Here is a 22,377-nt window from a genome sequence, read left to right as displayed (position 1 = left end):
AGAATAAATAAAATTATATATTAAATAATTTAAATACCACATTTTAAAATTTACTGAGCCAATTTACTTACTCTGAAAGAATTAATAGAAAAACAAAGAACATTAAGAAATATAGCTGTTTGTGAATAAATGAATACTTTTAAGTATTTAAAATTATAAATTAATTATTCTATATAAATTTATTAAGATTTCATTTCCTCAAATCATGGAAATAACGGATATTTGGTCGTATGTCTTCAATTAACCATTAATGCAGTTAAATGCTTTTCAACTCCTTTGAATTCATTGTATTTTTTATTGTTTGCTTTTACCTATATTGGTTTGTATTCAGAAAGAGTTTAATAAAGCAAAACATTTTACTTTTAATAGCCAGTTATTTTTTCTATGGCTGGTGGGATTGGAGATTTCTATCTTTAATAGCATTTAGTTCCTTAGTTGATTATTTTTTAGGTAATGCTATATCCAATACTAATCATAAGAAGAAAAAGAAAATTCTCTTATCAATTAGTTTAGTATGCAATTTAGGTTTGCTAGGCTTTTTTAAATACTATAACTTTTTTGTTGAATCCTTAATTGAATCATTCAATACGATTGGTTACTCCGGAGGAAGTATTCATACTCTAAATATCATACTGCCAGTAGGTATTAGTTTTTATACATTTCAAACCATAAGCTACAGTATAGATATATACAGAGGACATCTAAAACCTGATAAAAATTTAATAAATTTTCTAGCCTTTGTAAGTTTCTTTCCACAATTGGTAGCTGGCCCCATTGAAAGAGCATCTAATCTACTACCTCAATTTAGAAAGGAAAGAAAAATTAGTTTCCAAGATGGAAAAGAAGGATTTCAGATGATTTTGTGGGGATTATTTAAAAAAATTGTTATTGCAGACTTTCTTGGAAATTATGTGGTTGAAATTTTTGATAACCATGCTGCCATGTCTGGTAGTGAATTATTTCTTGGTTTAGCTTTTTTTGCTGTGCAAATTTATTGTGATTTTTCAGGTTATTCTGACATAGCGATAGGTGTGGCGCGATTATTTGGTTTTAAATTAATGCGAAATTTTGCCTATCCTTATTTTGCACGTGATATTGCTGAGCACTGGAGAAAATGGCACATTTCACTCTCTACATGGTTTAAAGATTATCTTTATATACCGTTAGGTGGAAGCCGAGGTGGAAAGCGCATGATCATCCGGAATACAATAATTATTTTTACCGTAAGTGGGTTTTGGCATGGAGCAAATTGGACTTATATTATTTGGGGTCTAGTAAATGGATTATATTTCTTACCTCTTATTTTAACAGGTATTCACAGAAATCATATGGGCCCTATTGCAGAAGGAAAGTTCTTCCCATCTCTAAAAGACTTCTCTTTGATAGCATTAACTTTTGTCCTCAAAACATTAACATATGTGTTTTTTAGGGCTGAAAATATACAACAGTCCTGGTCCTACTCAAAAGGCATGTGGAGTACTTCTTTATTTTCTATTCCGAATATCCATTTTTTAGCCCCTATGCCTTTAATAATTTTGTTTTTTACAATTGAATGGTGGAATAGAGATAAACAATGTGCTATGGATTTAGGAAATACACCTATTTTCATTAAAAGATCAGTTTATTTAGTTGTTTTTAGCATGATCATTATTTTCACTTCTAATGATTATAATGAATTTATTTACTTCCAATTTTAATCTGAATCTGTAATGAAGCAAATAATTAAAAGCACAATCAACTATTTACTTATAGGAACAATCCTCATGTTTTGCTTAAGCAGTATTATTTATTCTATAGATTTAGAACATGTTATATCTCATTATGAGGATGAACAAATTGTTAAAAAAATTCAATACTATGAAACGCATAAAGAAAAGTATAATACTATCTTCATAGGCACAAGTAGAATATATCGACAGGTTAATCCTTTTTTATTTGATTCTCTAACAAATGAAACAAGTTCATACAATGCATCTCATGCAAACTTAAGACCTTACAGAAGTTATGATTATGCATATTTCCTAAATCTAGATGAAAATGTGAAAAATGTTTTTATCGAAATGGTTCCTCCTTCAAGAATTGGAGGTAATTATAATGCTAATCCCGAGTTATTTTCAATCAATTACCATAAGTATTTTTCCATTATTGATTTTTGTCTGAAATCAAATTTTCCACTAAAATTTAAGGCTTACTATTTCCTTAATTACTCACAAACATTCTTTTATAAATATCTTGGCTTCGGACTAAAAAAATATATTGCTCTAATAGCGGATGATCATGAAGCTGATTTAGAACCTTTATTTTATGATATTGATAAGACTCAGGGTTACTTACCCTATGAAGCCGAATTAGCCTTACATAAAAACCAAAATTTGATTAAGAGAAGAGAAAGCTTTTTACAAAATAGTGCGCAAATTCTAAGTCAAAGTATAAAGAACTCTAATACTCCTAATATAGGCAATGACATTAGCAAAGATCAATATATTCAGGATTTAATCGATTTGGAAAATCACTTGAGAGAAAAAAATATTAAAGTTTATCATATTGTGAGCCCACGAAAGAAACCATGGGATCTAGCTTACATTGAATCAATGAAAAGATTCGTTTCAGGGGATGTGATTGATCTTTCATCACCCACTAAATACCCTGAATTTTATGAAGAGATGTATTCTTTTGACACCAATCATTTAAATAAAGCTGGAAGCAGGTTGTTCACTAAGGAACTGTTCAAAATCTACGATGAATCAAACCAGTCCAATTGAGATTAATTCTCATACCCTATTTGGATGATCTATATACTTCATTCATAATTGCCTTTCCTACGTATGGTCGGTAATGAGATCCATCATAAAAATTTTTAAAATCAGCTGAATACTGATTAAATCCTGAAAAATCATATACATTTTTCTTTCCGAAAATCCTTTCTAATTTAATAATGTCAATTGAATGTAATTGTAATTGATTATAATTAGGACCAATAATAATTCGATAATTTGTGTTATGCTTCTTTAAAATAGATTTTATTTTCTCTAATTGCAGGTATTGGGTAGAATCAATAACGGGTTTTTCTACAGTAGAAAAGCCATTCTGCTTTTTAAAGTACGAACTATATTTATCAAAATATTGGTTGCCAATTCGACTAAGAGATTCCTCGCACCCCTTGAATAAATAATCATTAGTAATTGCTGAACACTCCATATCTCTAGGTATTCTATTTCCCAATTTAGTGATTAATCCTCCTGTAAGGTAATCAAGATAAAACTTTAGGAAATCTTTATGCGTCAAAGATTCAGCAAATACCCAATAAAAATCTTTCTTAGATTGATTAGTCAATGCATGGTGCTTAATGAATAAATGATAATCTCTATTTTTCGTCTGAGAAAGTAATTGCCTATCTACTATGATTAATGCATTTTTTATGGGATCACCAATGCTGTCTATAAATTCTAATTTTTTCATTACACCAAATAACGACTCCGCTGAAGCATCAAAATGATATGGACTAATATTACCGTTTAAATGAACACTCCAATCATTTGATAAATATGCAGATGATCTAGAATTACCAAAAATAAACGAATTATAGTTGTATTTGGCTCTATTATCTAGATAGTATGTCGTACTAATATAATCTCTATTAACAGGGAAAATCCCATAAGAATAATCTTCATAATCAAATATAATTTTGTAAGGATCTGTAATTATTATAAGGAGAAGAACACCGATAAACGGTGCGATTATCAAACTCATTTTTTTTAAATACCTTTTCATAGATCAAAATTGAAAATATATAAATGGAATTTCTTCACTAGACTGTAGAAATATGACAGCTAAAATAGTGGCATAATAAGCAGAATAACGTACCCATTTAGGGGTATGATCTAAATACAAGGGACATTCCTTATCTCTTTGTAACCATTCCAATGTTAACATAAGTCCAATTAACCCCCAATGAGTTAAATAACTATAATCAGGTATAGTAAACAAACTCCAATCGAACATGCCCTTCATATAAGTCCAGGATTGCCCAATATTCTCAGCTCGGAAAAAAACGTAAGTAAAGGTTTTAAGTACGAAAGTACTCACAATTAGTAGAAAGACTTTAAAGGAGGGAAATATCTTTCCCTCTGCAATTGGCCCCATATGGTTCCGATGTATTCCAGTAAGAATAAGAGGAAGAAAATAAAGTCCATTAACAAATCCCCAAATGATATAAGTCCAGTCTGCCCCATGCCAGAAACCACTAACTGTAAATATTATTATTGTATTCCGTATAATCATCCATTTTCCACCCCTACTTCCTCCTAAAGGAATATATAGATAATCCTTAAACCAAGTGGAAAGAGATATATGCCATTTTCTCCAATGTTCCGCCATGTCACGAGCAAAATAAGGGTAGGCAAAATTTCGCATCAAGTTAAAACCAAATAATCTAGCAGTGCCAATGGCAATATCTGAGTAACCAGAAAAGTCACAATAGATTTGGATAGCAAAATAAGCTAAACCGAGAAACAAAACACTACCTGGTAAGGTTTCATGATTATTAAAAATATCATTTACATATACAGCGCAATTATCTGCAATAACGACTTTTTTAAAAAGACCCCACACAATTTTTAGTGATCCAGATTTAGCCTGTTGATAAGAAAAAATTCTTTTTTTCTCAAATTGTGGTAACAAATTTTTAGCTCTCTCGATGGGGCCAGCCACCAATTGTGGAAAGAAGCTAACAAAAGCTAAGAAATCAATTATTTTGTTAGTTGGCTCTAAATGCCTTCTATATATGTCAATAGTGTAACTTAATGTTTGAAAGGTGTAAAAACTTATACCTACTGGTAGTATAATGTATAATGATGAAATATTTGGACTAGTACCAAAAAAAGAAAAAGCAGAAGCAAATGATTCTATAAAAAAATTGAAGTATTTAAAAAAACCAAGTAGGCCGAGGTTCAAAAAGATACTTAATAATAAAAAACGCTTCCTTACTTTTTGATTTTCACTATTATGTATAGCAAGACCAATAAAATAATCGGCAAAAGAACTAAATGCTATCAAAAACAAGAATCTCCAATCCCACCAACCGTAAAAAACATAACTAATTAATAATAAAAAAATATTTTGTGTCTTTAGCTCCTTTTTAAAAACAAACCAATAAAGGAAGAATACTATCGGTAAAAAAATTAAATATTCTATAGAGTTGAAAAGCATACTAAAATATCGAAGAAGTTATAATGATTTTTAAAGCATTCATTGAATTCAAACCGAATTAAATATTCTTATTTATTCTTTCCTTATCCAAATATTTCATAGAAGACATTAGGCCCATTATAGGATAAAATAAAAACGATATTGGAATTTGTGCAGTGACAACTTGAGCATAAAGTGCAATAGTAATACCAAAAACAAAAGTCACAAAAGCCAAATAATAAAACTTAATAGTTAAATTTTTAGAATAGTAGTAGTTTCTGATCCCCTCCTTCAAACCCACAAACAAAAAAGTCATAAAAATGATAAGTCCAATCCAACCAGTTTCCAAAGCTAATTTCAAATAACCACTGTCTGGAGGAAAACCAGCTAAATCATGATTAGGATTGTATTTTAAGCCAGATGCTCCTGAAGTCATTACTCCACCTCCAATAGGGTGGTCGTGTATATATGGCTGGATTGCATGCCTATTCACATCACGAACGTTTAGAGAAGCATCTTCTGTATCGAAAGTGGTTCGTATCCTTCTAACCATAGCGCTACCATAAATTGGCCCAAATAAAATGTAAGCAAAAGCAATAGATCCAATTATTGCAAAAACAAGTGTTCTAATATTATTAATCGTTAAAAAGCCAAAAATTAAAAAGGCTGCTGGTATCATTGCATAAGCAGTTCTTGTACCAGAATATCCCATTCCAAGAAACATGAAAACACCTAAAACCAACAAAAGTATTCGTAGCATTAATTTCATTGGGCGTGTAGCAAGAATCAAAGTAATAATCGTAGAAGAAGCCATAAATATACCATATGACGTAGGATCAGAAAGTAAGGAAAATTTCCTGTATCGCCCTTGAACAAAAATTCTTTTAAACCTAAAATTATCAGCATGCACCCACCTTACCTCAAAATCCATAAGCCCAAACCATTCTTGATAACATGCATATAGTGCAGTAATGGATGCCATAACCACCCATAAAATCACCAATTGTTTAACAAACTTAAAATCACGTGCTAAATATTGACTAACTATATAGGTACATAAAAGAGCGAAATTCCCCTTAGCAATAAGAAACCAGCCAGACATATTCATTAAATTGGGATTTAAAGCCTGAAACATATTATATAAAAATACTATCAAGAAGGCGTAGGTAACATTATTATGTAAAAAGGAAAAACTATAATCTTTCTTTGCAATCTTTTTGAATAAAATGACGACTAAAGTCAAAAACATGATAAACTGAATTGCTGTAGCAAAAGGGATGCTTTGACCAAACTTTCGCTCTGTAATATACATCCCGAATGGTATAACAAAGACAGTAAAGAAACCTATCTTTGGATAAATGAATAGTAATAACAAGTACAACGTTCCAGCTATACCTATAAATAAAGCCACTCCGAAAACAAAGCCTATCTTAGTAGTTACAAATACTATAAATGCAGTAGCTAAAACTAATAAGACAAGTACAAATGGGCTTTTTAGTTTTAGAACAACTATATTTTTATACAGCCAATTTATAAGAGCTACATATGCGTTATCATAGTATTGGAGCAGGCTTTTCATTTTATAAAAATACAACTTTCAAGAATAAAAAAACGAGGGTCGCAACAACAAATGCTGTAACTAATATAGTCAATATATTTTCATCCGAATACTTATCTTTCATTTCTTGAACTGTAAAATAATGTACGCTTTATTATTTTCTCTTTTGTCTTCTTACCATTTAACAGTGTACCCACCCAACTATACCTAATAAAGTAATGATATGTAATTAGAGAAAATAAAGTAGTGAAAAATATAATGAAGGAAACTTTCAGATATAAGCTTACTTCATATTTCAACAGGAACAACTGTAATAGTATTATAATGGGAAAATGAATTAAGTAAAACCAATAGGAACAGTCTGAAAAATACCGTAAATATTTTGATTCTCTATTAAACACATCCATGAAAATGGCAATATGTCCTAATACGAATAGCATTGTTTGCATAGAAATCAATATCGAAAAAAGAAGATGGTTTAGTTCATCTCCATAAGTTCGAGTTATATATAATAAAACAAAACCAAAAATAAGATAAGAGTACCGTAAGTTTCTCAATTGAAATAAAAAATCATGTCTATTATTAATAAAAGCACCTAGCATGAAAAAATAACCAAAGTATAAAATTTGTCCTGGCCTCGGAATCAAACCAGTCCATGGTTCCACCACTGTATCAAAGAAAAAGTACTGTATAGCAATTAAGAAGATAGTTAATAAAAAAAATACTTCTTCACTAAACTTTACTGAAGGTAAACTGAAGTTTCTTATTAAAAATTTAATGGATATATAAAATATATAAATAATGATTAAATAGTAAAGAAACCAGACATGATAAAAACCTGTCCAATTTAAACTGCCTTTAAGTACCTCTCCCCAGAAAAAACTTGAGCCCAGATCATCAATATTTCTATAAATAGCGAAACTAAAACCGCAAATTGGCACTATAACTAATACACTTAAAATAAAAGGAAGTACTATCCTTTTATATCTATGAAGTACAAATGCCTTTAAACCAATCTTCTCATTTAGAAAATCAGCAAAAAACCCCGCGACTAGAAAGAATAATGGCATCCTAAATGAATGAAGATAATGATAGATCCAATCCATTGAAGCTGCAGACATAACATCTTTAGGCCAACCGCCTCGAGGATCATTTTGATAAGCTATGACCGCATGAAGTACCACTCCTAGCCACATAGCTATACCTCTCAGCGCATCCATTCCATGTATTCTTGACTTTTTCAAATGCAACCCTTATAATTTCTAATTAAGAAAAGAGGGATGAAATCATCCCTCTTTTCTTAATTTATTTAATATATTTAAAAATAATCTATCACTCCTTTATAAACCTGATTGTTTGAAGACCTGATTGATCCCCTTTCACCTGCATCATGTATACGCCTGATTTTAAAGTTCCTAGTCCTGATAAACCCACCTTACGCAGTTTTGAATCATCCTCAAATGCACTGTGATAAACCCGCTGACCCCTCAAGTTTAAGACTGTAACCTCTACCTGCCGATCTACCGAACCCAAATACAACTGTAGGTCACCCTGTCTTTCGTTGTACGGATTAGGGTATAGCTTCAAAATCTCTTTCTGAGACAGCTCTAGCTCTAACCTTTCATCTTCCGTTTCCTCATCCTTAGTTCTCATGGCAATGCTTGGATCGATAGCATTGGAAGACGAGATAATAATGGCGCCTAAGTATGAATATGATGCCCCTTCATCTGTGGTAATGGTCACCAACAACTCACCATTGTCGTCTGGACGAAGATTATCCAGTGAAACAATATCATTCACGTTATTGGCCGCATTCAACTTCACGCTTTTACCATTTACGCTGTAGACTGTGGTTCTATTTCCGTTCCCATCTCGGCTGGCAAAAAAACTGAACTGATACACTTGCGATAAATCCAGATTGTAAAAACGCAGCTGCGCAGTCTTTCCCTGGTCCATCCACCATGTGCTCCGCATCACATTGTCCGGCACTATTCCACTGTTATCTCCTGTATTCATCCCGAACGGATTATCCCCATTGAAGCCATACAAGCTAATATCATATGCCGGATTAGAGGCTACCACTTCAAATGCTATACCTGTATTATTATTCTTGTCATCCTTTAGGTCAGTATATACCGCCCCCCCTTCCGGAACATTATTAGTGTTATTCCATGGTGACCCTTCCGGATCCGCAGCGTTAAAGTTCATCTTGCTCACCATATTATAAACAGAGGCCCCAGTAATATTAGAGTAATCGCTTGGTCCTTCACCTAAGAGGGCACGCACCTTATAATAATAGGTAACCCCCGCTTGAATGGAGGATGCATCTGTGTAGGTGGTAATATCTGGCCCTAATGATGCCAATAAGCTATAGCTTGAGCCTCTATTTTCTGATCGCATCAATTCATAACCCGTCTCCAAGTTGGTATTATCATGCCAGTCCAATTTGATCGCACTTGAACTTATTGGCGTTGCCACTAAGTTGCTAGGGGTTGCGGGTATGGAGGCCGCCTGATAGCCTTTCACTACCATTGCGTTTACATATCCATAAGATGCTGAAGAAGCCTTCTCAAAACTAATTGTTATTGTACCATCTGCATTTGGTATTACCCCTTCAATCGTTACTGTGTTGTCTACATTATAAGAAGCATCCAAACTCACACTTTCATTATTGATACTATAATGTATCGTTCTGTCCCCACCACCTGACCTACTTGCGTAGAAGGTAAAATCATATGCCTTATCGTTGGATAAGCCTTCTAATGTCATGATGCGTTCCTGCGTACTACTTACCCATAAAGCAGTACTGGTAACATTATTTGGATAAAGGCCTGTATTTACTTCCCCATTGGTATTGTAACCATTCCATCCGGTTTCCAAAGACAGCATTAATATATTCTCGCCCGCCACATCTGAACTAATATTATTCAATGTGCTGCCTGCTGCTCCACTGCCCAGATAGTTATTCCATGGGCTTGGAGAAGAGTAATTCGTGCTGCCTGCAAAATTAATGTAATAGTGATGCAGCCCCTCTTCTTCTACTCTGAGCTCAAAACTCTCTCTACTTTCCCCTATGCCATCGCTTGCCACCACGGTAATGGTGTAAACTCCTGCTTCTCCTTTGGATGGGCTAAACGTTAAGCTCCCATCACCTGACCCTTGATCGGTAAAACTACCAAAAGATGGGAGCCCTTCTATACTCAAACTAATTACATCTTCTGCTGCATCTTTTGCTTCTACACTAATAGATAAACTAGCTCCTATCGACAAGGAAGCATCCGCTATCTCTGTTATCACCGGAGCAACATTTGGTATTGATATACTAACTGCTTGGCTCAAATTCTCGCCTACCGCATTAGATGACCCTATCTTATAATAATATTCTTGATTAGCACTAACTGTTGCGTCTGAATAGCTGGTTGATCCTTCTTTCTGGGTGGCCAGTAAATCATACGTCCCGTCAACACTTTCTGCTCTGTATACTTTGTAGCTAAGTTCATTGAATGCCTGATCGCTCCAACTCAATTCTACCTCACTACTTTCTTGATTATATACTGCTGATAAATTTCTTACCTCTGCTGGTGCCTCTCCGTTATCGTAGCGCTCCTCCAGTACTAAAGCATTTAAATAACCATAACTTGATCCGCCTGCTCTGGCGATCTCCACTGTTATGATCCCTCCGCTAGGGCTTGTAGTTAAGCTTACCGTCTCACTTGTATTCGATGCCGCATCCAACACAACTGTTTGCCCGCCTACCGTATAGCTGGTGCTACGGTCATTGGTTGCATAACGACTTCCGAAAAAGCTTAATTCGTACTGCTTGGTATCATCAAGACCTCCTATCGTTACTTCCTCTGTACCTGAGGCGGTCCAGTATGCACTTTGCATTACATCATCCGGGAATACACCGGAGTTATCTCCTGTAGTACTTCCCAAGGTATTGGAGCCATTCGTTGTCCAGTTAGAGCTGATGCTGACTGCAAAACCACTCGCAGACCCCGTAATATCTTCTAAATTCGTATAGGTATCGCCCTGTACCGGGTGTCCGCTGGTATTGTTCCATCCTGCCCCTCCTAATAAACTACCATCCGTGAAGTTTACCTGAACAATCGTATTAGGGTTTTTATCAGTTACCACAATAACAAATTCAGTAGTAGCACTCGCCCCATCTTGATCACTCACTGTGATACTTGCATTATAATTACCATGGTCCGAATAACCTGGCGATAAATCAATCTCTGCGCTACCATCTATGTTCACCGTCATCGTGGCAAAGGATGGCAAACCATACTCCCATGATAAATTTGAACTGCCTTCTACATCGTTCGCCTCTAATGTAATAGCACTATTACCTCCCTCCTCCAATGTTACATCAGCAACAGTAGTTATGGTAGGAAGATGATTATTGTTAACCTCTAACGTTAAGGTGTCACTGGACACTCCACCGAAATCATCACTTAAACTGATGACGATCCCTGAATAAGGAGAGGAAACCGTATCTGTTGCAGATGGTGTGAATCTTAGTAAACCACTGCCGTCCCCATAATCTACCAAACTGGCAAATGACGGTAGGTTAGTCCCGGTTATGCTAAGCTGATCCCCGTCAGCATCATTACCGTAGATATTGACATCATACTCACTATCGTAACGTATCGTTAATCGGTCTTGTAAATCATCCAACTCCGGAACACTGTTTAAGGTCGTCACCATTATCTCCGAACTATCGCTTCGCCCCCCCGCATTTACTGCGTAAACCCGATAGTAATAGTCTATATGCGATTGGAGGTTTTGGTCCAACAACTCTAGAACACTACTTTCATCTGCTAGAATCTCGGCATTTGGAAGGAAAGTAGTCCCATCTAGAGATCTAAGAACTTCATAATAATCTGCATTAGATGAATTATCCCAAGCAAGACTAATTTCTGTTGTTGAAATAGACGTTCCTACCAAGTTAGCTACTGAAGAAGGGGGACTAGGAAGAGGTAAAGTAGTAATCTCCACAATGTCTGGATTAGCGACTTCAAAATAAGTACCTTCTATGGTAAATTCGCCATAATTATTTCCTCCATCCCACCTATTAGCATAAAAATTTAAGTCACCATTAGTATATCCTGAACTAATCCCATTAATGACACTAATATTATTTAATAATCCATCTATAACATCAGATGAAAAGTCAACCTCAGCTAAAATAACATCAGATGCAACTGGTGTGAAGGGATAAAGATTATTATTATTATCATAATACCACTGGTTATCAATATATTTAATAGCAATTAAATGGCGACTATTTGAAGAATGAGGCTGATTACTAGCAAATCTATCAAATATATCTTCCTCAGAAAACATTATGTAACCGTTCCCAGTGGCGTTATCCATTGCGGCAATTCCTGAATTAATATCTCCAATCAATGAAGAGGAGCTAATCGCATCTTTTGAAGCACCGTACTCATTTAATGATGCAATTTGATAAAAATAAGTCTTGCCTCCTTCTACATCATTGTCAATGTAGCTGGTGTCATTTGCGCCCAATATAGCTATAGGTAAAAAAGGACCTGATGAGTTATTCGCTCGGAAAATTTGAAAACCAGTTTCATCATTACTCAAATCATTCCAACTTAATACTACTTCATTGTATGCTGAAGAAACACCTGCCAAGTCTGATGGGGAAATAGGTGGATTACCATCAAGCGAATATTCACCATAAAAAGCGCTATCCGGTATTCTCTCTCTACTAGTTATTCCATGAGCTGTATTTTTCCAATAAACTTCTAATCCTTGACCACCACTACCCTGATAGAAAGCTACAAATATCTTGTATGATCCAGCTTCAGGGAAAAAATATGTACCTTCCCTGTATCTCATTCCATGTCCACCATCATTATCTACTACAAGGTTATTTTCATCATAAGCTCCAATATACAACTTACTTCCATCATCGGAATTGGTTTCAAAGGTGTATTCACCTGCCACGGGGATATTTATCTCTCCTTCAAATAAATATCCGTAATTAGTATTTTGAGATCTTCCTGAAATATCGAAATTAGGAAGCAAACCACTTTCAAGAGGAGTTAATGTATTAAAATCAGGTAATAATGATCCTGCCCATCCTTTATTATAGAATTTGTAGTTAACACCATTTGCAACGGCAACAGAAACTACTAAATTACTAAAAGGAGAAGTGTTTCCAGTTATATCTTTAGCTTTCACCATAAACTGATATGAAGTGTTTTCTACTAAATTATAAACTGTTGCTGATGTTTTCTCAGTCACCAATGACTTCACACCATCCTTATATATTTCGTATTTATAAACTCCTACATCGTCCATAGATTCATCCCATTTGAGACTAATAGAATTAGAGCTTGAACCTGTAACGTGCAGATTTATTGGTGCAGTTGGCGGATTGTCATCAACTTGAGTTCTTACCTGAATCTCATCAGAACTTGCCGCAGCTGAATAATTATTTACTGGCCTCACCTGATAGTAGTATTCTGTATTTGGTTCAAGATTTTCATCGACATAAATATTTTGACTTCCATCAACAATAGAAATCAATTCATATGCTCCCCCAAAACTCAAACTCCTATACACTTCAAATCCAGTTGCAGGATAAGAACTACCCACATTAGAAGCCCACTGTAATTTTATCTGCGTTTTTGATTCAGCAAAACCAGCAAATGAACTAATAGCATTGGGCTTGTTTATTCCATTAGCATCGAGTACTGTAAATGAATTAGAAAAACTACTTGAACAACCAAATTTCTCAGTCACGGTTGCTTGATAATTTCCTGGGGAAGGTGCATGAAAAATTCTATCAGTACTAATAATTTCCTCAGTACCTTCTAATCTCCATCCATATTCTATATAACCTTCTGGTAATTCTAATGGTGCGGTACTTTTACCATTCGGTGCTGGTATTACTCTACTATTCAATCCACTTATTTCTATGTCTGGAGTTATAGTACCACCCTTTTCTTTTATCTCTATTGCTCTTTTAGACCATGAATTCCATTTACCGTTCTCTTTAAACCTAACATCATAAAGACCATATTCTGTTACATTTAACTGATTGCTATTTTCCCCCTGAATTGTAGCTCCATTCTTTCTCCATTCGTAAGCCTCAAAGCCTGCAGTAACTCCTAATTGTACTGAAATCTCTTCATTTGGACAAATTTCAGATTTCTGATAAAATTCAAAAACATCTCTTGAGGTACTTGTAGAAACAAGTGTTAATTCACCTGTCATTACAACTGGATTTGTTCTATTAGCTCTTTTAACAAAAGGCCAAAAATCCGATTCCCTATAATGAGTATTCCATACACCATGCCCTAGATTGTGGTAAACCGTGTATCGGATATTACCACCTTCTTTAACTATTTCTTCTACTAGTGCTCTTGAAGTATATGGCGTAGGCGAACCATCTTTACCTCCTTGTGATAGCCAAATTGGAATATGTTTATAATCACTAATTCCTTGATAAAAATTGGGAGAAGCCGCTGACATTGGAAGAGCAGCAGCAACTAATTTTGGGTAACTACTAATGTAATTCCAAACTCCTGACCCTCCAGCTGATAAGCCATGTACTACAATTTCATTTTTATTAACATTAATCTGATCAAAATGATTATTAATTAAATCAGAAATAACCGAAAAATGTGGATCACCCCAAAAACCTCCTGTATTTTGAGGATAGAGTAAAAACCCATTATACTTTCCTCTTTTAATATCATCTTCATGCATTCTCGCTGCATGCACTAAGCTTTTCTCATTATCATAAATTGAACCACTTTCACCTCTACCGTGAAACATGATTAACATCGGATATTTAGTATTTCCTGAAGGATCATAATTCTCAGGAAATCTTAATCTAAATGCCATACCGTTATAATAGTAGGCTTTAAAATCGTTAGTATTCCAATTAACACGTTTGGTTCTGACCCACTTACCAATTTCCCCTCTTGGAGGTGTGGATGGCGGATTGTTACTATCATAATTTAAGATAGGATCATTAGGGTCTAAGACCTGAGCCTCAGCCCCAAAAATAGCTATTCCCAAAAATAAAGTAAGTATGAATCTGAAAATATTCTTTCTTGCCATGTCCAGTAATTTTAAAAAGAGTTTGGGGATGACTCTTTAAAGGTTAATCATTTTTTTTAACTTTACGTAGTTCAAATTTAAGTATTTTAATAATATTATAAAACAATAATATTATTAATCATAATAAGATACTCATGTAATATATATCTAATAATCCAATATTTACTCTATTTAAACTCTATTTTTAAGGATTATTCTATTTATTATTATATAAAAGAAGGATTTCAACTGAATATAAAAATTTTAAAATTTTATTATTTTTTCGATAAACCCTGTTTTATTACATACAAATAATACTTAGCATATACCCTAAGATTAATTATTAAATATTCTATCACTCCTTTATAAACCTGATTGTTTGAAGACCTGATTGATCCCCTTTCACCTGCATCATGTATACGCCTGATTTTAAAGTTCCTAGTCCTGATAAACCCACCTTACGCAGTTTTGAATCATCCTCAAATGCACTGTGATAAACCCGCTGACCCCTCAAGTTTAAGACTGTAACCTCTACCTGCCGATCTACCGAACCCAAATACAACTGTAGGTCACCCTGTCTTTCGTTGTACGGATTAGGGTATAGCTTCAAAATCTCTTTCTGAGACAGCTCTAGCTCTAACCTTTCATCTTCCGTTTCCTCATCCTTAGTTCTCATGGCAATGCTTGGATCGATAGCATTGGAAGACGAGATAATAATGGCGCCTAAGTATGAATATGATGCCCCTTCATCTGTGGTAATGGTCACCAACAACTCACCATTGTCGTCTGGACGAAGATTATCCAGTGAAACAATATCATTCACGTTATTGGCCGCATTCAACTTCACGCTTTTACCATTTACGCTGTAGACTGTGGTTCTATTTCCGTTCCCATCTCGGCTGGCAAAAAAACTGAACTGATACACTTGCGATAAATCCAGATTGTAAAAACGCAGCTGCGCAGTCTTTCCCTGGTCCATCCACCATGTGCTCCGCATCACATTGTCCGGCACTATTCCACTGTTATCTCCTGTATTCATCCCGAACGGATTATCCCCATTGAAGCCATACAAGCTAATATCATATGCCGGATTAGAGGCTACCACTTCAAATGCTATACCTGTATTATTATTCTTGTCATCCTTTAGGTCAGTATATACCGCCCCCCCTTCCGGAACATTATTAGTGTTATTCCATGGTGACCCTTCCGGATCCGCAGCGTTAAAGTTCATCTTGCTCACCATATTATAAACAGAGGCCCCAGTAATATTAGAGTAATCGCTTGGTCCTTCACCTAAGAGGGCACGCACCTTATAATAATAGGTAACCCCCGCTTGAATGGAGGATGCATCTGTGTAGGTGGTAATATCTGGCCCTAATGATGCCAATAAGCTATAGCTTGAGCCTCTATTTTCTGATCGCATCAATTCATAACCCGTCTCCAAGTTGGTATTATCATGCCAGTCCAATTTGATCGCACTTGAACTTATTGGCGTTGCCACTAAGTTGCTAGGGGTTGCGGGTATGGAGGCCGCCTGATAGCCTTTCACTACCATTGCGTTTACATATCCATAAGATGCTGAAGAAGCCTTCTCAAAACTAATTGTTATTGTACCATCTGCATTTGGTATTACCCCTTCAATCGTTACTGTGTTGTCTACATTATAAGAAGCATCCAAACTCACACTTTCATTATTGATACTATAATGTATCGTTCTGTCCCCACCACCTGACCTACTTGCGTAGAAGGTAAAATCATATGCCTTATCGTTGGATAAGCCTTCTAATGTCATGATGCGTTCCTGCGTACTACTTACCCATAAAGCAGTACTGGTAACATTATTTGGATAAAGGCCTGTATTTACTTCCCCATTGGTATTGTAACCATTCCATCCGGTTTCCAAAGACAGCATTAATATATTCTCGCCCGCCACATCTGAACTAATATTATTCAATGTGCTGCCTGCTGCTCCACTGCCCAGATAGTTATTCCATGGGCTTGGAGAAGAGTAATTCGTGCTGCCTGCAAAATTAATGTAATAGTGATGCAGCCCCTCTTCTTCTACTCTGAGCTCAAAACTCTCTCTACTTTCCCCTATGCCATCGCTTGCCACCACGGTAATGGTGTAAACTCCTGCTTCTCCTTTGGATGGGCTAAACGTTAAGCTCCCATCACCTGACCCTTGATCGGTAAAACTACCAAAAGATGGGAGCCCTTCTATACTCAAACTAATTACATCTTCTGCTGCATCTTTTGCTTCTACACTAATAGATAAACTAGCTCCTATCGACAAGGAAGCATCCGCTATCTCTGTTATCACCGGAGCAACATTTGGTATTGATATACTAACTGCTTGGCTCAAATTCTCGCCTACCGCATTAGATGACCCTATCTTATAATAATATTCTTGATTAGCACTAACTGTTGCGTCTGAATAGCTGGTTGATCCTTCTTTCTGGGTGGCCAGTAAATCATACGTCCCGTCAACACTTTCTGCTCTGTATACTTTGTAGCTAAGTTCATTGAATGCCTGATCGCTCCAACTCAATTCTACCTCACTACTTTCTTGATTATATACTGCTGATAAATTTCTTACCTCTGCTGGTGCCTCTCCGTTATCGTAGCGCTCCTCCAGTACTAAAGCATTTAAATAACCATAACTTGATCCGCCTGCTCTGGCGATCTCCACTGTTATGATCCCTCCGCTAGGGCTTGTAGTTAAGCTTACCGTCTCACTTGTATTCGATGCCGCATCCAACACAACTGTTTGCCCGCCTACCGTATAGCTGGTGCTACGGTCATTGGTTGCATAACGACTTCCGAAAAAGCTTAATTCGTACTGCTTGGTATCATCAAGACCTCCTATCGTTACTTCCTCTGTACCTGAGGCGGTCCAGTATGCACTTTGCATTACATCATCCGGGAATACACCGGAGTTATCTCCTGTAGTACTTCCCAAGGTATTGGAGCCATTCGTTGTCCAGTTAGAGCTGATGCTGACTGCAAAACCACTCGCAGACCCCGTAATATCTTCTAAATTCGTATAGGTATCGCCCTGTACCGGGTGTCCGCTGGTATTGTTCCATCCTGCCCCTCCTAATAAACTACCATCCGTGAAGTTTACCTGAACAATCGTATTAGGGTTTTTATCAGTTACCACAATAACAAATTCAGTAGTAGCACTCGCCCCATCTTGATCACTCACTGTGATACTTGCATTATAATTACCATGGTCCGAATAACCTGGCGATAAATCAATCTCTGCGCTACCATCTATGTTCACCGTCATCGTGGCAAAGGATGGCAAACCATACTCCCATGATAAATTTGAACTGCCTTCTACATCGTTCGCCTCTAATGTAATAGCACTATTACCTCCCTCCTCCAATGTTACATCAGCAACAGTAGTTATGGTAGGAAGATGATTATTGTTAACCTCTAACGTTAAGGTGTCACTGGACACTCCACCGAAATCATCACTTAAACTGATGACGATCCCTGAATAAGGAGAGGAAACCGTATCTGTTGCAGATGGTGTGAATCTTAGTAAACCACTGCCGTCCCCATAATCTACCAAACTGGCAAATGACGGTAGGTTAGTCCCGGTTATGCTAAGCTGATCCCCGTCAGCATCATTACCGTAGATATTGACATCATACTCACTATCGTAACGTATCGTTAATCGGTCTTGTAAATCATCCAACTCCGGAACACTGTTTAAGGTCGTCACCATTATCTCCGAACTATCGCTTCGCCCCCCCGCATTTACTGCGTAAACCCGATAGTAATAGTCTATATGCGATTGGAGGTTTTGGTCAGTAAAAGCAATAACGCCACCATCTTGAGCATCAAAAGACTTCAGTAGCTGGAAATTCTTTGCTTCATTTATTGCTCTAGTAACTTCAAAATGGGTTTCATCTGAGCTTTCATCAGTAAAAATTAAAGATACAAAATCAAGACCTACCTCATCTAATTCTAAGTTTGAGACTGCTACTGGTGCACTTGGCAATGGATCTGTTGTAGCCTCACTTCCTGGATTAGCAGATAACATGATATCCTGAATTTGATCATCCATTGCCTGATCAAATGCATAAAAGTCATCAATATAGCCCGTGAAATTACCAGACACTTGATCAAATGCATTAGAGCCGTTAGTTCCACCTAATCCTCCAGCATCCCCATGAGTGTTGACTGAAGTATAAGTTAAATCTGATCTGCTTGCAACTAAGGTTCCATCAATATACAATCTTAAGGCACCTGCCTGATAAACACCCATTACATGATGCCATTCGTTTCGTGAAACTGGTGCTTGAACTGAGAATATAGCATGACCATTTTGGGTAGTTAATTGCAAATCGCTATCAATTAATCTGATTGCAAATCCGTTAGTAGAACCACCTTCATCATAAATATCTTGATTTCCACTTACATCTAAACTTTTAAACCAAAAAGAGACAGAACGTTCAGTAAAAGCAGTATGTATAAATTGATTTCCATTATCTAAATTCAAAATTGAAGAACCGTCAAAACTTATAGCTTTTGATCCCTGTATATTGTCATTTACATATGAAATGTCACCATTATTTTGCACGTCTATATTATTACCAGATTCATCTGTGAGGTTATCTTCAAATTTTAATCTAGCTAAAGATGGAATCATGCTTTGGGCAGATTTTACGCTATTATATTCTGTCAACGCTTCAATTTGATAAATATATTTGGTTGCAGGCTCTAAACCACTGTCTGTAAAAGAAGTAGAGTTGGCTGGTAAAATTGCAATAGCTTGCATAGTACCTCCTTCTTTTGATCTATATATCTGAAATTGAATTTCATTATCAGAAACATCATCCCAATCTAACTGAATTGATTCATAGGAGATTGTAGTAGCTGTTATATTTTCAGGTGGCAATATTTCTTCATCAGGAATACTTATAACTCCTGAAACATCCATTATATCTTGAATACTACTCTCTGACAATGGCGTGTTGAACATATAGAAATCATCTATATATCCTATTAATCCTCCACTTGTCTGGTTAAAAGCATTAGAACTATTTGTTCCTCCAACTCCTGCATCATTACCGTGCCCGTCAATAGTGTTGTATGGAAGATTTAAATCCTCATCTACTTTGATACCATCTACGTATAGATAAGCTTCTCCATTATTAAAGACACCAGCGATATGAGTCCACTGATTTAATGCAATAGGTGCAACTAGCGTCCTTTGCACACTCCCATTTCTAATTGCAAATTCTAAATCACCATTATTAATTCTCATCGCTACTCCATTTACCGAGCCTCCCTCATCAAAAATATCCTGAATCCCTAAATCAGATGATTGCTTTATCCAAAAAGCAATTGATCTTTCATTAAAAGCTTCATGAATATATACATCATTTCTATCAATATCCACATAACCATTACCGTTAAATTCAAGACTACTACTACCCTCAATTTTTTCTAGGGTAGAAAACGAAGGTTGACCTGAAATTGAAGAGCTAATATTATTCCCACTGTTATCACTAACATCTCCCTCAAATTTTAAATTTGTTATTGATTCATTGTTAAGAGAAGTAACCGAAACAATTCTATTGCTAAATGGCGACTCATTTCCAGTCAAATCTCTTGCCTTAACTCTAAACTTATAGATTTTATTAGACTGAAGATTAAAAACTGTAGCAGCAGTAGTATCTACCGAAGTGACTTTAACACCATCTCTATAAATATCATAACGATAAACTGCAACGTCATCTGTAGATTCCTGCCAGATTAGGGAAACGCTATAAGAATTCACGGCTTCTAAAGTAAGATTTGATGGGGCAGAAGGAGCAGTCTGATCTACCAAAGTTGTAATGGCATCGCTAGCCAAACCATTTGAAGCCGCTTTCGCATTAATCGTTCTTACCTTATAATAATAAGTACTATTTGGATCTAAGTTTGAATCGACAAATTCAAGTGCTTCAGCACTCACAGCCTGAACATATTCGAAAGGTCCTGCTTCTGACATTCCTCTATAAATCTCTAATTCCGTGGCAGGATTTACATCTCCTAAATCAAGACTCCAAACCAATTTGATTTCCGTTTTAGATATAGCGACACCATTTAAAGCCAAAGGCATTTTTGGCCCATTTGAAGCATTTGCATCTTTTACTGAGAAAATATTTGAAAATTCGCTAGAACAACCAAAATTTTCTGCGACTAAAGCTTTATAATCTCCTGGTGAAATAGCTTCAAATACTCTACTACTACCAACTAACGCATCATCAAAATCATTTCGCCACTCATAATTAGCATAACCTTGCGGTAATTCTAACTTTACACTTGTAGCTCCATCTAATGATGGTAAAAAATGACTTACATTTTCAACTAGTTGAATATCCGGAGTACTAGTTGGGTCTTTCAACTTTATTTCAACAGGGCTTGGGGACCAATCACTCCAAGTATCCCCTCTCTTAATTCGTGCCTCATATATACCATAAGATGTAGCAACATATTCATTTGAATTTGCACCTGCTATTAATTGCCCATCTTTACGCCATTCATAATCATCAAAACCAGCTGTAAGTCCTAACCTTACATCAATTGCGTCTTCAGCACATAATTCATTTTTTTCTAGAAATTCATACACCCACTTTTTATTATCTTCAAATACATTAACGTATTCCCCATACAACACTGCTGGGTTTGCCTTATGGACCTCATTATAAAAATCAAAGTAGTCCGATTCTGCATAGGCTTTATCGAATATACCATGCCCTGCATTTTTATATTTTGTATATCTTACATTACCATTTTTCGCAATTATCTGATCTATAATATTTTCGGTCGTGAATGGAGAAGGGCCATCATCTAACTCTCCTTGAAATATCCATAAAGGCATATGCTTATATGCATCAATATTATCAGTTGAACTACTTTTAACACCAGCCATTGGAGCAGCAGCAGCATAAGTCTTAGGAGCATCCTGTATAAATATCCAAACTGATTGCGCTCCTCCGGACCTACCCGTTAATGAAACTCTATTAACATCAAAATTTAAATCTTGCTCTGCTTGCCTAATGATTGTATTTATACTATTAACATGGTTAGAATTAAACCATCCTCCACTAGCTTGAGGTGACAAAACAAATCCATCGTATTTATTAGAATTAATGCCATCTTCATAAGCTTTTGCCCCTGAATTATTTAAATGACGCTCGTTCATATATATATCACCATTCTGAAAACCCAAACCATGCAAGAGAACAATCATTGGATACTTTTCAGATCTATTAGGGTCGTAGTTATTAGGAAATCTTAATCTAAATGGAACACCGTTGATAATGTAAGATTTCCATTTTTGAGTATTCCAGCTAACACCTGGTGTCCTTACCCATTTAGCTACAACATTGGAGGGTGGTTTTGGGGGTGGATTGTTTTCATCGTAATCAATTATAGGGTCGTTTACATCAAAAACTTGTGCGTTTAAATTAGTTAAACTGAAAAAAAAGGCTAACAAGAGAGTCAAATAACAATTTTTCATGGCAATAATTTTTCGAACTTGATTAAGGCGG

8 protein-coding genes are annotated in these 22,377 nt (G+C 35.8%); 2 read left to right on the top strand and 6 right to left on the bottom strand.

All coding sequences use genetic code 11. The features are described from left to right. The first annotated feature begins 260 nt into the window (after positions 1-260). Together ACFE0M_RS04465 and ACFE0M_RS04460 are read left to right on the top strand one after the other, a co-directional pair. Complete coding sequence (locus ACFE0M_RS04465; protein ID WP_434544542.1) at positions 261-1,697, top strand: MBOAT family O-acyltransferase; 1,437 nt, start codon at positions 261-263, stop codon at positions 1,695-1,697. 12 nt (positions 1,698-1,709) lie between these two features. Further along, entirely contained in the window at positions 1,710-2,762 is a 1,053-nt protein-coding gene (locus ACFE0M_RS04460) for a hypothetical protein (RefSeq protein ID WP_434544541.1), read from the top strand. Positions 2,763-2,778: 16 nt separating this feature from the next. Here the strand turns inward: ACFE0M_RS04460 and ACFE0M_RS04455 are convergent, their stop codons facing one another. From ACFE0M_RS04455 to ACFE0M_RS04430, 6 genes are all read right to left on the bottom strand, one after another. Then, positions 2,779-3,771 carry a hypothetical protein gene (locus ACFE0M_RS04455; protein WP_434544540.1) on the bottom strand — a complete coding sequence of 331 codons (993 nt, stop codon included), beginning with the start codon at positions 3,769-3,771 and terminating at the stop codon, positions 2,779-2,781. A gap of 3 nt (positions 3,772-3,774) precedes the next feature. Beyond that, positions 3,775-5,055, bottom strand: coding sequence for an MBOAT family O-acyltransferase (locus tag ACFE0M_RS04450; RefSeq protein ID WP_434544539.1), 1,281 nt, complete (start codon positions 5,053-5,055; stop codon positions 3,775-3,777). A 211-nt stretch (positions 5,056-5,266) separates the two neighbouring features. Further along, positions 5,267-6,766, bottom strand: a complete 1,500-nt coding sequence (locus ACFE0M_RS04445) for an O-antigen ligase family protein (RefSeq protein ID WP_434544538.1) — start codon at positions 6,764-6,766, stop codon at positions 5,267-5,269. A 92-nt stretch (positions 6,767-6,858) separates the two neighbouring features. Then, complete coding sequence (locus ACFE0M_RS04440) at positions 6,859-7,989, bottom strand: acyltransferase family protein (protein WP_434544537.1); 1,131 nt, start codon at positions 7,987-7,989, stop codon at positions 6,859-6,861. A gap of 88 nt (positions 7,990-8,077) precedes the next feature. Continuing rightward, complete coding sequence (locus ACFE0M_RS04435; protein ID WP_434544536.1) at positions 8,078-14,845, bottom strand: fibronectin type III domain-containing protein; 6,768 nt, start codon at positions 14,843-14,845, stop codon at positions 8,078-8,080. Positions 14,846-15,179: 334 nt separating this feature from the next. Next, positions 15,180-22,346, bottom strand: coding sequence for a LamG-like jellyroll fold domain-containing protein (locus tag ACFE0M_RS04430; protein ID WP_434544535.1), 7,167 nt, complete (start codon positions 22,344-22,346; stop codon positions 15,180-15,182). Positions 22,347-22,377 lie beyond the last annotated feature (31 nt).

It is taken from the genome of Marivirga sp., from assembly GCF_051117495.1.
Classification (GTDB): domain Bacteria; phylum Bacteroidota; class Bacteroidia; order Cytophagales; family Cyclobacteriaceae; genus Marivirga.
Note: the sequence above shows the minus strand (reverse complement) of the source record. Positions and strands in the feature narration are given on the sequence as shown.

Bases quoted from the DNA above. Each gene is read 5' to 3' on its own strand.
- ACFE0M_RS04445 (WP_434544538.1), bottom strand. From the start codon at position 6,766: ATGAAAAGCCTGCTCCAATACTATGATAACGCATATGTAGCTCTTATA.
- ACFE0M_RS04435 (WP_434544536.1), bottom strand. From the start codon at position 14,845: ATGGCAAGAAAGAATATTTTCAGATTCATACTTACTTTATTTTTGGGA.
- ACFE0M_RS04430 (WP_434544535.1), bottom strand. From the start codon at position 22,346: ATGAAAAATTGTTATTTGACTCTCTTGTTAGCCTTTTTTTTCAGTTTA.
- ACFE0M_RS04465 (WP_434544542.1), top strand. From the start codon at position 261: ATGCTTTTCAACTCCTTTGAATTCATTGTATTTTTTATTGTTTGCTTT.
- ACFE0M_RS04455 (WP_434544540.1), bottom strand. From the start codon at position 3,771: ATGAAAAGGTATTTAAAAAAAATGAGTTTGATAATCGCACCGTTTATC.
- ACFE0M_RS04460 (WP_434544541.1), top strand. From the start codon at position 1,710: ATGAAGCAAATAATTAAAAGCACAATCAACTATTTACTTATAGGAACA.